13 protein-coding genes are annotated in these 12,768 nt (G+C 61.3%); 2 read left to right on the top strand and 11 right to left on the bottom strand.

Annotated elements, in window-relative coordinates:
* The first annotated feature begins 30 nt into the window (after window positions 1-30).
* Together araH and Q0931_RS04830 are read left to right on the top strand one after the other, a co-directional pair.
* Window positions 31-1,053 (top strand): L-arabinose ABC transporter permease AraH, encoded by a 1,023-nt coding sequence (gene araH, locus Q0931_RS04825; RefSeq protein WP_299257814.1) that lies wholly within the window; start codon window positions 31-33, stop codon window positions 1,051-1,053.
* 58 nt (window positions 1,054-1,111) lie between these two features.
* The gene (locus Q0931_RS04830; RefSeq protein ID WP_299257816.1) at window positions 1,112-2,305 is read left to right on the top strand and encodes an aldose epimerase family protein; all 1,194 of its coding nucleotides are present in this window, start codon (window positions 1,112-1,114) and stop codon (window positions 2,303-2,305) included.
* 87 nt (window positions 2,306-2,392) lie between these two features.
* Here the strand turns inward: Q0931_RS04830 and Q0931_RS04835 are convergent, their stop codons facing one another.
* The 11 genes from Q0931_RS04835 to Q0931_RS04885 all read right to left on the bottom strand — a co-directional run bounded on the left by Q0931_RS04835 (window position 2,393) and on the right by Q0931_RS04885 (window position 12,748).
* Window positions 2,393-2,803, bottom strand: coding sequence for a thiol-disulfide oxidoreductase DCC family protein (locus tag Q0931_RS04835; protein ID WP_299257818.1), 411 nt, complete (start codon window positions 2,801-2,803; stop codon window positions 2,393-2,395).
* Between the two features lie 61 nt (window positions 2,804-2,864).
* Window positions 2,865-3,797: an AEC family transporter gene (locus Q0931_RS04840; protein WP_299257820.1), complete on the bottom strand. Its 933-nt coding sequence runs from the start codon at window positions 3,795-3,797 to the stop codon at window positions 2,865-2,867.
* A gap of 57 nt (window positions 3,798-3,854) precedes the next feature.
* Window positions 3,855-4,277: a type II 3-dehydroquinate dehydratase gene (aroQ, locus tag Q0931_RS04845; protein ID WP_299257822.1), complete on the bottom strand. Its 423-nt coding sequence runs from the start codon at window positions 4,275-4,277 to the stop codon at window positions 3,855-3,857.
* On the bottom strand, window positions 4,274-5,158 hold the full coding sequence (locus Q0931_RS04850) for an RsiV family protein (RefSeq protein ID WP_299257824.1): 885 nt from the start codon (window positions 5,156-5,158) through the stop codon (window positions 4,274-4,276). The genes aroQ and Q0931_RS04850 overlap by 4 nt, the downstream gene beginning before the upstream one ends.
* 41 nt (window positions 5,159-5,199) lie before the next feature.
* On the bottom strand, window positions 5,200-5,724 hold the full coding sequence (locus tag Q0931_RS04855) for a C40 family peptidase (RefSeq protein WP_299257826.1): 525 nt from the start codon (window positions 5,722-5,724) through the stop codon (window positions 5,200-5,202).
* A 220-nt stretch (window positions 5,725-5,944) separates the two neighbouring features.
* Window positions 5,945-6,592: an OmpW family outer membrane protein gene (locus Q0931_RS04860; RefSeq protein WP_299257828.1), complete on the bottom strand. Its 648-nt coding sequence runs from the start codon at window positions 6,590-6,592 to the stop codon at window positions 5,945-5,947.
* Window positions 6,593-6,823: 231 nt separating this feature from the next.
* Window positions 6,824-8,095 (bottom strand): TRAP transporter large permease, encoded by a 1,272-nt coding sequence (locus tag Q0931_RS04865; protein ID WP_299257830.1) that lies wholly within the window; start codon window positions 8,093-8,095, stop codon window positions 6,824-6,826.
* 1 nt (window position 8,096) lies between these two features.
* Window positions 8,097-8,663 carry a TRAP transporter small permease subunit gene (locus tag Q0931_RS04870; RefSeq protein ID WP_299257832.1) on the bottom strand — a complete coding sequence of 189 codons (567 nt, stop codon included), beginning with the start codon at window positions 8,661-8,663 and terminating at the stop codon, window positions 8,097-8,099.
* A 99-nt stretch (window positions 8,664-8,762) separates the two neighbouring features.
* Window positions 8,763-9,782, bottom strand: a complete 1,020-nt coding sequence (locus tag Q0931_RS04875) for a DctP family TRAP transporter solute-binding subunit (RefSeq protein WP_299257834.1) — start codon at window positions 9,780-9,782, stop codon at window positions 8,763-8,765.
* A 163-nt stretch (window positions 9,783-9,945) separates the two neighbouring features.
* The gene (locus Q0931_RS04880; RefSeq protein ID WP_299257836.1) at window positions 9,946-11,805 is read right to left on the bottom strand and encodes a sugar phosphate isomerase/epimerase and 4-hydroxyphenylpyruvate domain-containing protein; all 1,860 of its coding nucleotides are present in this window, start codon (window positions 11,803-11,805) and stop codon (window positions 9,946-9,948) included.
* A gap of 79 nt (window positions 11,806-11,884) precedes the next feature.
* A complete protein-coding gene (locus tag Q0931_RS04885) occupies window positions 11,885-12,748 on the bottom strand; it encodes a shikimate dehydrogenase (RefSeq protein WP_299257838.1) in 864 nt (287 codons plus the stop codon).
* Window positions 12,749-12,768 lie beyond the last annotated feature (20 nt).

Below are 12,768 nucleotides of genomic sequence, written 5' to 3' on the forward strand. Positions count from 1 at the left end.
TAACAACATGATGTCTGGAGACACCCAATCATGAGTAGCGACAAGAGCGTTCACGCCGCCGAGCGCGGCCCGTCGGACACGGCGCGACCGGCCGGCAGGCAGGGGCTGATCAAGCCGCTGCGCACCCTGCTGGACACCTCCGGGCTGATTGCCATTTTCATTGTGCTCTTTATTGCGCTGGCAGTAGCGATCCCTGATTTTCTGACCGGTCGCAACATGGTGGGCCTGCTGCTGTCGGTGACCATTATTGGCACCATTGCCACCACCATGATGATGGTGCTGGCGCTCGGTGAAGTGGACCTGTCGGTCGCCTCGATCGTCGCCTTTGCCGGCGTCAGCGCTGCGGTCATCACCAGCGCCTCTGGGAGTGTGTTGATCGGGGCGCTGGGCGGGATCGCCGCCGGTGCACTGGTGGGCGTTTTCAACGGGTTCGTGGTGGCCCGCTTTGGCATCAATTCGCTGATTGCCACGCTGGCCGCCATGGAGTTCGTGCGCGGGCTGGCCTACATCACCTCCGGCGGGGATGCGGTCATGATCACGGTGCCGGGCTTTTTCGAGCTGGGCAGCGCTTCCTTTCTGGGCCTGACCCTGCCGGTCTGGACCATGATCATCTGCTTTGTGATCTTCGGTTTTGTACTCAACCTGACGGCGTTTGGGCGCAACGTGCTGGCCACGGGCGGCAATCCGGAGGCCGCGGCGCTGGCCGGGGTCAACGTCCGCCGGCTCAAGATCATCGTGTTCGGTCTGCAGGGGCTGGTGGCCGGCATCGCCGGGGTGCTTCTGACTTCGCGCATGGGGCTGGGGGATCCGAATACGTCCATGGGGCTGGAGCTTGCGGTCATTTCAGCCTGCGTGCTCGGCGGCGTGGCGCTTTCCGGCGGTGTGGCCTCGATCACCGGCGTGCTGGTCGGCGTACTGATCATGGGCTGTGTGCAAAACGCCATGGGGCTTTTGAACGTGCCGACCTTTTATCAGTACCTGGTGCGTGGCGCCATTTTGCTGCTGGCCGTGCTGTTCGATCGCTGGAAACAGCAAAAGCGCCAGCGGGCCTGAGCCCTGTCGGATACATCAGTACGAGCGAGTCTCTCCTTCAACGCGTCTGGAGCATGCCATGAAACAACCTTCGCTGCGGTCTCTGGTCTTTTTGAGTGCTGGCCTCCTGTCCCTCGGTGCCGCTCAGGCGATGGCGGCGTCAAAACCCGATACGCCTTCGGCAGCCATGCCGCCCGGCGTTGAGCAGTTCGTCTTTGGCACCCTGCCCGACGGGCGTACCGTTCACGGCTATCGCATCTCAAGCGGTGGGCACGTTGATATGTCGGTGATCGAGTACGGCGGCATCATCACCTCGCTCAAGGCGCCGGACCGCCACGGAGAGAAGGCCGATATCGTGCTCGGCTTCAACTCGCTGGAAGGCTATCTGTCGCCGGCCTACAAAAAGCTCAATCCCTACTTCGGCGCGCTGATCGGGCGCTACGGCAACCGCATCGCGGACGGTCGCTTTACGCTGGATGGAAAGACGTATCAGCTGGCCACCAACGACGGGCCCAACCATCTGCACGGTGGCGATGAAGGCTTTAACCGGAAGCTCTGGCAGGCCACGCCGTTTTCCTCCAGCGAAGGCAGCGGTGTGGTGATGCGCTATACCAGTGCCGATGGTGAAGAGGGCTATCCCGGGGAGCTGGCGGTCGAGGTCAAATACACCCTGACCCACGACGATACTTTGGCCATTGATTACAGCGCGCGCACCACAAAGGCCACGCCGGTCAATCTGACCCAGCACAGCTATTTCAACCTGAACGGGGAGGGCAGTGGCAGCATTCTCGATCACGTCATGACTATTGATGCCGCCACCTACACCCCGGTCAACGACACGCTGATCCCGACCGGTGAGATCGAAACGGTGGCCGGCACGCCGTTTGATTTCACCCAGCCCACCCCGATCGGGACGCGCATCGAAGCCGACAACGAGCAGCTCACGCGTGGCAAAGGCTATGACCACAATTTCGTGCTTGCACGCGAGCCCCGGCCCACGCCCGCGCATGCCGCGCGCGTGAGTTCACCGGAAAGCGGTCGGGTGCTGGACGTCTGGACCACCGAGCCGGGCCTTCAGTTCTACTCGGGCAATTTTCTGGATGGCAGCGTGACCGGCAAGAGCGGGCACGCCTACGGCCATCGTTCGGGCCTGGCGCTGGAAACCCAGCACTTCCCGGACTCCCCCAATCAGTCGGGCTTCCCTTCCACGATTCTCCAGCCCGGCGAGACGCTTGAAAGCCACACGGTCTATCGTTTTACCACCGAAGACTAATTCTTGGTTCATGCCATAAAATAGCGCCCTGCGATGTCTTCCACAGGGCGCTGTCGTATCCACAGGTATCGCAGCCGCGGCCTGGGATCAGGTTTTTTTATCGGAGAGATCGCACTGGCCGCCCTCGCAGCTCTGACAGCGCTGACGCCCGGTCAGCCAGCCCGAGAGGCGATAGCGCCTGGGGGCAAACCAGAGATAGACCCGATCGGCGACCGGACGGATCAGCGGCCAGCGCAGGGGCGCGGTGAGCCAGCCGCGGCCGACCAGCGACCAGGCGCGATGGGTCACATCCAGCCCGCGAATCCGTTGACCATGAACGTCACCCAGCAAAATGGCGCTGGCTTCCTCGCGATCCACATCGGGATAGCGGCTCGTGAAGTTCTCGGCATGAATATCTTCAAACGCAATGCGCTGGCGTTGATCAAGCCGTTTCAGGTGATTGATTTCATTGACGCACAGCGGACAGGTGCCGTCATAGAAAAGCGTCAGGTCGGCCATGGGAAGCCTCTTTGAGGATTAGGGTGTTCCCATCAGCATAGCGGATCAGCGCAGATGCTGATCAGGTGCTACCGGTCAGCTGAAGCATGACAGGCATGGTCAGCATCGCCAGCAGCGTCTGCCCGGTGATGATCGCCGCCATCAGCTCGGCGTCGCCGCCCAGCTGGCGAGCCAGAATATAGGCAGACGTCGCCGTGGGCAGTGCGGCAAACAGAAGCGCCACGTTGCGATCCACGCCGTGCAGACCGGCCAGCCAGGCCAGTGCCAGTGCCAGCAACGGGGTGATGACAAGCTTGAACAGGCTCGATACCCAGAACGCCCGACCGCTGCGCCACAGTGCGCTCAAGCGCAGGGCCACGCCCACGGCCACCAGGCCCAGCGGCAGGGCGGCCTGGCCCAGTAGATCAAGGGCGGGTGCGCTGACGCCCGGCAGTCCGATGCCGCTGACGTTGAGCAGGACGCCCGCCAGACAGGCCAGAATCAAGGGGTTGCGCGCCAGCGCCAGAACGCTTGTGCTCACACTTGCCGGCCCCTGGTCAGAAACGATAGTGCCGGAGACGATAAAGGCCAGCACGCATAAAATGTTGGCCGTGGGCACCATCAGAGCGATCGCGACCGCCGCTACGGTCAGCCCGGGTTCGCCGTACAGCGCCGCGGCGCCGGCCACGCCGACATAGGTGTTAAAGCGCACTACGCCCTGAAAGGCCGAGGTGAACACCGGCGGCGACAGCGCCAGCCATCCGCGCGCCAGCCACAGCGCGGCCCCCAGTGCGATCATGGTGCCGAGCAGGGTGGCGGCCAGCGGCAGCACCGACACCTGGCTGACATCGGCCGTGGCCAGCGTCGCCACCAGCATTGCCGGGAACAGCAGATAGTAGATGACGCGCTCAAGCTGCGGCCAGAAATCACCGCCGGGAAAGCGCGTCCAGCCAAGCGCCGCGCCCAGCGCGATCAGGGCAAAAAGCGGGGCCAGCGCACCGACGATGCTGCTCATGGAGAGTTCCTTGTATCAGGGCGTGATGGCGTCCGCCCTGCCTGCGCCTGAAAGACGCTAGCGCGCCAGAAAATCGATCGCCGCCAGATAGCCGAAGCTGCCCATGCCCGCGATTACCGCTTCGGCCCGCGCCGAAACATACGAGTGGTGGCGAAACACCTCCCGGGTATGAATATTGGACAGGTGCACCTCGATCACGCGCCCTTCAAAGGCCTTGAGCGCGTCCAGCAGCGCCACGGAGGTATGCGACCAGGCGGCCGGGTTGATGATGATGGCATCAAAGCGCCCGCGCGCCTCATGAATGCGGTCGAGCATCACGCCTTCGTGATTGGTCTGGAGAAAGTCGGTGCCCACGCCCTGATCAAAGGCGCGGTGGCGAATGGCGTTTTCGATGTCGGCAAGCGTCTCATGGCCGTAGATCTCCGGCTCGCGCTTGCCCAGCAGGTTCAGATTGGGGCCGTTGAGGATTAAAACGTTCATCGTGACTCCGGGGTATCAGTGACGGTTGTTTCGGGCATGAACCGCGGCTTGAGAACGCCTGTCAGGTCGCTGTAGGGGATGGTCAGCGTCGGCTGGCCGATCGCATAGGGCCCCAGCGTATAGACGCCATAGGTGACGGCCATGTTGTCGGCCAGCGGGGCGGCGTTGTCGCTGGGCGAGAACGGCCAGTCGTCGGGATCGAGCGTTTTGCCCGCCTCACTGTCCTCCATCCAGCGCTGCCAGGCACTTTTCAGCGCCGCCTCGAAGGCCGGCTTCTGACCTTCTTCGAGCATGTCGTCCAGCGTCAGGGTCTGGCGGGTATTTTCATCGATGACCATATAGTCGGTAGCCGGCATGCCGTGGGCACCGCCGGTCATGACGTAGCTTTGAAGCTCGAGAATCAGCAGGTCGTCGTGATGGCCGACTTCCTTGGCTTCCAGGGTCGTGTGATAGGGACGCGGGTTATCGCTGTCGGCGTTGGCTTGAGCACTTTGATCGAAAAAATCGTCTGCGTAGGCGTCCACGGTGGCGGGCAGCTTGTCCTCATCGACCATCGAGTCACTGATGGGACTGCCCATCCGGACCAGACGACGTTCCAGTTCACTGGAAAGCTCGGGGGCATTGTCGAATTCGATCATGCGCACGTCGATGCTGGCGCAGTCATCGCCCTCACAGTCCGGCGCCTTGAGGGTGCGATTGACGAAGGTCGGCGACAGGCCTTCCTGCGGTTTTTGCGCGTCCGGGGCATGGGCGGTGGCGGCGTTGTCCTGCGGGGTGGCCCGGTCATCGGGCGTCTGGTCATCGCCGGTCTGGTCGCAGGCGGTCAGGGTCAGTAGCAGGGCGGGTACTGCCAGCCAGCGATAGCGTGTCGAGAGGGTCATGTAAGGTCTCTTTCGTAACAGGGAAAAGGTCATCGAATCGGTCAGGGCGCCGGTGCCGCGGCACCCCGGTAGTGGCTGCGCCAGTAACGCTTGTCCAGGCTGGCGAGGGTCACCTGACGCCCGCTGCCCGGGGCGTGGATCATCTGGTTGTTGCCCATATAGATGCCCACATGGCTCACGTTACCTCCCGAGCCGAAAAACATCAGATCCCCCGGGCGGGCGCGCTCGATGTGCTCAAGGCCATCAAACTGCTGCTGCGAGGTGCGGGGAATCTCGATGCCGGCGGCCAGAAGGCTGGCCTGGGTCAGACCGCTGCAGTCCATGCCGGCAGGGGTCGTGCCGCCGTAGCGATAGGGCGTGCCCAGCGCGTCGCGGGCGTAATTCATGACCAGCACCCGCTCGATCGACAGATCCTGCTGCTCGGAGATCGGGCCCATCATGTCGCTGGTCTGCATCTCGGGATTGCCGGCACAGCCGGCCAGCCACAGGACAGAGACCAGTAGTGACACACCGCGCAGGCGCTGTCTCGACGGCAGGGGAAGGCGAAAGGCGGCAAGCAGTGACATGAGCAGGTTCCGATAGGCAGCGAATGCCTTGATAGTAACCGCGAGCGTGATGTGTTTTCGAGCCTTCAGCAGATATTCGGTGACACCGGCGTCTCGCCAATGCCACGGAAGGGATGGCGCACGGTTTCGGCCTGCTGACAGATATAAAAAAACCCGACGGCAGGCCGAAACCGTCGGGTCTGCGCCGAGCGAAAGGGCGGCGCGAAAAGGATGATGCTGGTTAGAAGCGGTAGCTGATGCCGCTCATGATAACGACCGGATCGATCTCCAGGTGCGTCCTGTAGGTCTCGCCGCCGGCGCTGGCGGTCACGTTGGAGTCGATGTCCAGATACCAGGCAGCGGCGTTGATGGCCCAGTGGTCGTTGATCAACAGATCCACACCGACCTGACCGGCCCAGCCCCAGGAATTGTCCATGTCCATGCTGGCGCCATCGATGTCGACGCTTTCCGCCGAGAAGCGAGTGTAGTTGATGCCGGCGCCGACATAGGGCTGTACGCGGGCATCGGTGCCGCCCAGCGGGTAATACTGCAGCGTCAGCGTCGGGGGCAGGTGCTTGACCGAGCCGCCCTTGTCACCGTCGAGATTAAAGTCATGCTTGATGCGCTGCGCCGCCAGCAGTTCCACGCCCCACTGGTCGAGAAAGCGATAGCCGAAGGTGATCGCGAACCCGCGACCGTCCTTGACGTCGACCTTGTCCACGCCCAGCGAATCATAATTGCCGTTGTCATCCTTCGGTGACACTTTGGCCAGACCGGCGCGGGTGAAGAAATCGCCCTGACCGTAGGTGGATTCAGCAGCCTGGGCAGTCGTACCCACGGTCACTCCGAGTGCCAGAGTGGCAATGGAAACAAGCGGCAACGCGCGCATGTGTCTGGTTCCCCTGAACAGTTTTTTTAACGCGGTTCGGTTACCCCTCAGGCAAGCTGCACCTGACCCGACCGCTGTGGTTTGCTTGCCGGCATTGTGCCGGGCGAACGCTGTTCATTTATTGACGCACGTCAAATCCGTTGTTTTGAAAGACAGTTTTGAAAGACATTAAGAACGCGTTCGGGCCTTTCATTTTCTGAAAGGCCCGAACGCGAGGAGGCTGATGGCGGCTTAAAAGCCGAGAAGATGGGGCAGGGTGGTGACAATGGCCGGCACAAAGGCCACCAGCAACAGCACGCCGACCTGCACGGCAAACAGCGGCAGGATACGTCGTGTCAGCCTTGCCATGCCGACATTGGCAATCGAGTCGACCACGAACAGGCAAAGACCCATCGGTGGGGTGATGAGACCGATCATCAGGTTAAAGATCACCACAATGGCGAAATGTACCGGATCGATACCGAGCTGAACGGCGATGGGGTGCAGAATCGGCACCAGCACCAGCATGGCCGCAATGCCTTCCAGAAACAGCCCGACCACCAGCAACAGCGCGATAACGGCAATCAGGAAGGTCCAGGGGGTGGAGATCAACGACAGCGTCCAGTCCGTCAGCAGATTGGGAATACGATTGAAGGTCAAAAGCCAGTTGGCGGCGGCCACTGCGCCAATGACGATCATGATGACGGCGCTATCGACCATGGTGCGCGAGAAGATACCCGGCAGATCGCGCAGGCGGATATTGCGAAAAATAAAGACGCCGACGATCAGCGCATAGGCGACAGCAAATGCCGCTGCCTCGGTCGGGGTCACCACACCCAGCAGAATCGAGCCGATGACAAACACCGGCATCAATAGCGGCACGATGCCATCAATCAGAATCGTGACCTTCTGCTCACGAGGCATCTGCGTGGGTTTTTTCTGATAATGGCTGGCAAAAAACACCACATACAGCGACAGAAAGACCGCCAGCAGCAGCCCGGGCACGATGCCCGCAATAAAGAGTGCCGGGACCGACACGCCACTGACAATCAGCGCATAGATAATGACTGGAATACTGGGCGGGATGATTGGGCCAATGACAGAGGATGCTGCCGTCAGTGCTGCGGCAAAATCGCGGGGATAGCCTTCCTTTTCCATCTCCGGGATAAAGACCCGGCCCAGCGCCGAGGTATCGGCCACGGCCGAACCGGAAAGGCCTGCGAACATGACCGAGGCCCATATGTTGACGTGGGCCAGACCGCCGCTGACCCGGCCGATCATCACTTTTGAAAAGGCAATGATCCGGGTGGTAATGCCGCTTTCATTCATCAGCTCGCCGGCCAGAATGAACAGCGGAATGGCCAGCAGGGAAAAGGAGTTGATGCCCGCAAAGAGCTGGGTCGCCACGCCCTGAATGCTATAGGGGAAATCGCCCGTACCCATGAAGTAAAAAAGGGCAGCGAGGATGGCAAACGCCACTGGTACGCCGATCAGCAGTGACACCAGCAAAATGGCAAATACCATGTCAAATGCTCCCTTCGGACGGTGTGGTCGTGGCGGTGCGATCCATGGCCAGGCGGTCGATCAGACGCAGTATCCCGGCCAGCAGCAGCAGAACACCGCCGACGACCATCGCAAACTGATAGGGCGCCAGCGTCCCCAGTCCCTTGAAAAGGGCGAGATTGGTCGAAGTGGCCAGCGAATCTGCAATGCCGGTCATGCCCGACACGCGCATGCCACCACGGCTTTCGACAAACCGCATGCCGGCCACGGCAAGCGTACTCCCCAGCATGATGACCGAGACATCGACCAGCAGGAACAGCCGTTCCCTGATCCCTGGCGACAGCGCATCGACCACAAGCCCCAGCCTGATGTGGCGGTCCTGCAGATAGGCCAGTGCGATGCCGAACATGACACCGTAGATCCCCAGGAAAATCGGCAGCTGCCCGCCCCATGCCAGCGAACTGCCCAGGAAATAGCGCATTAGTGCATTGATCAAAACGATGGCAAACAGCAGCGCCATGCATAGCCCGGCGCTAAAGGCGAGCAGGGCGACGACGCTGGCGCGCAGGCGACAGTAGAGTCGGCTCATGATGTCATCCAGGGGATAGTGGACACCGGCGGACAGTCGTCCACCGGCATGTCGGGCCAAAGGGTGTTGTCATATGCAGGTCAGCAGGTGCCGCAAGCGTTATGACGGATTCTTTTGAGCAGTACTGTCGACCGCCTGCTGGAGCCTGTCGATCCAGTTCGCTTCATCGCCGAGGTCGTTGCGCAGCAGTTTAACCACCGGTGGCTGAGCCTTGTTGCGGAACTGCTCAATTTCCTCGGGGGTAGGCGTGTAGACCTCCATGCCCGCCTTCTGAACGGCCAGAAGACCATTGGCCGCGGTGAATTCCTGAATGGAGCGGCCCATGTTGCCTGCAAGCCGGCCGGCCTCCTCGACAATGGCCTGATCCTCGGGCGAGAGCGACTGGAAATACTGCTCGTTGATCAGCAGAAAATCGGTGGCATAAATATGCCGGTCCAGTGTCATGTATTTCTGCAGCTCATGCAGGTTGTTGTTGTAGATGGTGCTGACCGGGTTCTCCTGACCGTCCACGACGCCCGTTGACAGGGCCGTGGGGGTTTCCGACCATGGAATCGGCGCCGGTTCACCGCCCAGCGACTTCACCAGCTCGACATACAGGGGGATATCCTGAACCCGGAACTTCAGCCCCTGCATGTCGGCGGGCGAGTGGATCGGATGGTCGTTGTTGGTGAAATTGCGAAAGCCTGTTTCGCCGTAGCCCAGCGTACGCAGGCCGGTCTGATCGAGGCAGTGCTGTGCCAGCGCATCGCCAAACTCGCCGTCCAGTACCTTCCAGGCCTGGGAGGCCGTATTGAACATGAAGGGGATATCAAGCACTCCGGCCGCCGGACAGACCTTGGACATCGCTCCCGAAATCATGACCACCTGGGTCATGCCGTCCATGGCCTGCTGAACGGTTTCGTCCTCTCCGCCCAGCGCGCCGGCCGGGTAAAGCTCGACCTTTAAATCATCACTTCTGGATTCCACGGCCGCCTTGAACATGGCCGCCGCAGCCCCCTTTTTCGAGCTCTGCCAGCTGTCCGGATCGACATGTGCAAATCGAATCGTGTCAGCCTGCGCCATAAGAGTGGCGCCCAACAGGCCACCGGCGACTGCCACCTTCCAGATCGAATCGACCATCGCGTTATTCTCCACAGGCTGTTTTATCGTTGTGCCGTCATGGCTGGATGCCATATGAATGTTTGCTGTACGAACATCAGTTTGTGATACGAACCAGGCTATTGGCAGACCTGATTCGAGTCAAATGGACCAAAGCAGTATCCGTTCCCGGGCCGGATGACGGTCAGCTCCGCTGCGCCCGGTGACGCGACTGAGCTGCCAGTCGGATCGGGGCATTGACAGCGCCGAACTGATGGTAGTCCCCCCGGCGTTCGACGATCTCGAAATAAAAGCGGTCAGCAAAGAAATCGGTGTAGGCATGCAGGAATTCGCCGCCCTCTTCGTTGCGATCGTAAAGAATGTTGCGCGCGCGCATCGCCTCCAGCACCGCGTCATCAAGGTCAAACCGCGCGGCCAGGTCATCGTAGTAGTTGGCGGGGATGCCCAGCAGCACCAGGCCGTTGGCGACCAACTGATCAATCGTTGCGAAAATATCGTGGGTGCCCAGCGCGATCTGCTGAATGCCGCCGCGGCCTTCACTCATGAAGCGTCCCGGCAGTGTTTCCTGGGCGCTTGAGACATTGAGCGGCAGGCGAATGGTGCCATCCCGACTGGTCATGGCCTGACTGACCACCAGTCCGTGAGGGTCGACCAGTTCATGCTCACTGCCGGCCTCAAAGTCGAACACCGTCTTGAACAGCAGCTGCCAGCCCAGTAGCTGGGTGGGGGCAACGACCGTCGAGAGATGATCGACGCCGGCAATGCCGGCCTCTGCGCCCCGAGGCGTTTCAAACAGCTCAAAGTCGGTCTGCCACTGTCTGTCACGCGCCGTTTCAGGATCGACCAGATAGATGAGGCTGTTTTCCATGCCTCTGAGCGCGGGAATCTGCAGCTCGCCCGGCCCGACCGGCCCTTCATGGCTGCGCGCCTTGAAGGCCCTGGCACGGGCCATGGTCAGCAAGGGGTCGTTGTCGCGAACCCCGATGGCGCACACCGAAATGCCGTGCACCAGCCGAAAGGTGTGGGCAAAGCTGTCGGTTTCCATGTTGAGCACCAGATGCAGATCCCCCTGGCGCCAGAGCTGGATGTTCTTGGAGCGGTGATGCCCGATGTGGCGAAAGCCCAGTGCCGCAATCATCTGCTTCAGCGGCGCGGCCCGTTCTTCATCAACGGTGAACTCCAGAAAATGGATGCCGTTGAAAACGGGTGACGGGGGCAGGGATGAAAAATAAGGGGTATTGGGTGCCATGTTCTCGACCAGAATCATCGAGCGCATGCCATCCAGGGCGGTATCCCGGGGCGGGGCGGTTCGAAAGCTGGTGTTGAAAATCTCGTGAGACAGCGGGCCGTTATAGCCGGTACGGCCCAGCGCCTTCATGAACGCTTCGATATTCAGCCGTCCCTGACCTGGGAAGCAGCGGTAATGGCGGCTCCAGTTGAGCAGATCCATATCCAGCAACGGAGCGTCCGCCAGATGGACCAGAAAGATACGGTCTCCCGGGATCTCTGCGATCGGGTCGGTGGACAGACCGGGCGCCAGCGCATGAAAGCTGTCGAGCACCAGCCCCAGAGCCGGATGATCGGCGCGCTGCACCATCTCCCAGGCGTCACGATAGTCATTGATGTGGCGTCCCCAGGCCAATGCCTCGAAGCCGATGCGCAGTCCATGGGCATGGGCGCGCTCGGCCAGTTCGCGCAGGTCTGCCACGATCTGTTCACGCTCGCCGGAGCTCTGGGGAGAGGTGTTACTGCAGACCAGCATGAAATCGGTGCCCAGTGCCTTCATCAGGTCAAACTTGCGTTCGGCCCGCTCGAAGTTGCGCCGGCGCTGCGGCTCGGGCATGCCTTCAAAGTCGCGAAAGGGCTGCAGGGCAGTGATGGAAAGCCCCTGTGAAGTGGCCATTTCGCGCACTTCCTCGGGAGTGCCCCCCCAGGAAAGCAGGTCGTTTTCGAAAATCTCGACGCCCTGGAAACCGGCACGAGCAATGGCCTCGAGCTTGTCGCTGAGATCGCCACTGATGGAAACGGTTGCGATCGAACGCATGGGATGGCTCCTGGTAGCTGAATCTTTCGCCGTCCGGAGGACTGTCCGGCCGGCATGAATGCTGTCCTGGGACGCGTGATCAGGGGGTGGTGCCGATCAGCTCACGATGATAGTGCGCTCTCAGCGTTGGGGTCTGCTGAACAATACGCGCCTCGGCCTCGCTTGAGGCGGCAAACCAGCGAAAGGCATCGACCCCCTGGAAGACAAAAAGATCAACGCCTGACAACACGGTCATGCCACGCTGACGCGCCGCCATTAAAAGCTCGGTTTCGGCCGGCACATAGACGGCGTCGAAAATCCACTGTTCACTGCGCAGCAGCGTCGTATCAAGTGGGCAGCCGGGATGGTCGAGATGTCCGATCGGCGAGCAGTTGAGCACGCCCTCCGCGCTCATTAGCCGGTCTGCCAGCCCGTCGCGGTCAATGGCGGTGGCCTCGGTGCCAAGGTGGCGCAGCTCTGCGGCCAGACGTTCGGCACGCTCGGTATCCGTATCGAAAATGGCCATCCACGGTGCCTGAAGGCCTGCCAGCGCGTGGGCGACGGCCCGGCCCACGCCACCGGCACCCAGCTGCACGACGCCACCCGGGGCGACCTCGCCGAAATTAAAGCGCCACGCACTCTGAAAACCGGTGAAGTCGGTGTTTTCCGCGCGAATGCCGTCGGCTTCAAACAGCAGCGTGTTGGTAGACCCGACGCGTCTGGCGCTTTCACCGGCATGACGGGCAAGCGTCAGCGCCTGTTCCTTGAAGGGATAGGTGATGTTGACGCCGCGGTAGCCTTCCCGCTGCAGCCGCTCAAGATGGTCCGGCAGGGAAAAATCCGACACACCGCTGACATCGAAAAGATCGTAACGAGTGTCAATGTCGGTCAACTGCCCCAGTCTGTGATGCAGATCCGGGGAGCGTGATTGCGTGATGCCAATACCGATCAGGCCCAGTTTCATGAATAGCTCTCATGTGCAGT

The sequence above is a fragment of the uncultured Kushneria sp. genome, assembly GCF_947497025.1.
Classification (GTDB): domain Bacteria; phylum Pseudomonadota; class Gammaproteobacteria; order Pseudomonadales; family Halomonadaceae; genus Kushneria.

Excerpts from the sequence above, each read along its gene's own strand:
- Q0931_RS04865 (WP_299257830.1), bottom strand. The coding sequence starts at position 8,095 with ATGGTATTTGCCATTTTGCTGGTGTCACTGCTGATCGGCGTACCAGTG.
- Q0931_RS04860 (WP_299257828.1), bottom strand. The coding sequence starts at position 6,592 with ATGCGCGCGTTGCCGCTTGTTTCCATTGCCACTCTGGCACTCGGAGTG.
- Q0931_RS04875 (WP_299257834.1), bottom strand. The coding sequence starts at position 9,782 with ATGGTCGATTCGATCTGGAAGGTGGCAGTCGCCGGTGGCCTGTTGGGC.
- Q0931_RS04855 (WP_299257826.1), bottom strand. The coding sequence starts at position 5,724 with ATGTCACTGCTTGCCGCCTTTCGCCTTCCCCTGCCGTCGAGACAGCGC.
- Q0931_RS04870 (WP_299257832.1), bottom strand. The coding sequence starts at position 8,663 with ATGAGCCGACTCTACTGTCGCCTGCGCGCCAGCGTCGTCGCCCTGCTC.
- Q0931_RS04880 (WP_299257836.1), bottom strand. The coding sequence starts at position 11,805 with ATGCGTTCGATCGCAACCGTTTCCATCAGTGGCGATCTCAGCGACAAG.
- aroQ (WP_299257822.1), bottom strand. The coding sequence starts at position 4,277 with ATGAACGTTTTAATCCTCAACGGCCCCAATCTGAACCTGCTGGGCAAG.
- Q0931_RS04885 (WP_299257838.1), bottom strand. The coding sequence starts at position 12,748 with ATGAAACTGGGCCTGATCGGTATTGGCATCACGCAATCACGCTCCCCG.
- Q0931_RS04830 (WP_299257816.1), top strand. The coding sequence starts at position 1,112 with ATGAAACAACCTTCGCTGCGGTCTCTGGTCTTTTTGAGTGCTGGCCTC.
- Q0931_RS04850 (WP_299257824.1), bottom strand. The coding sequence starts at position 5,158 with ATGACCCTCTCGACACGCTATCGCTGGCTGGCAGTACCCGCCCTGCTA.
- Q0931_RS04840 (WP_299257820.1), bottom strand. The coding sequence starts at position 3,797 with ATGAGCAGCATCGTCGGTGCGCTGGCCCCGCTTTTTGCCCTGATCGCG.
- araH (WP_299257814.1), top strand. The coding sequence starts at position 31 with ATGAGTAGCGACAAGAGCGTTCACGCCGCCGAGCGCGGCCCGTCGGAC.
- Q0931_RS04835 (WP_299257818.1), bottom strand. The coding sequence starts at position 2,803 with ATGGCCGACCTGACGCTTTTCTATGACGGCACCTGTCCGCTGTGCGTC.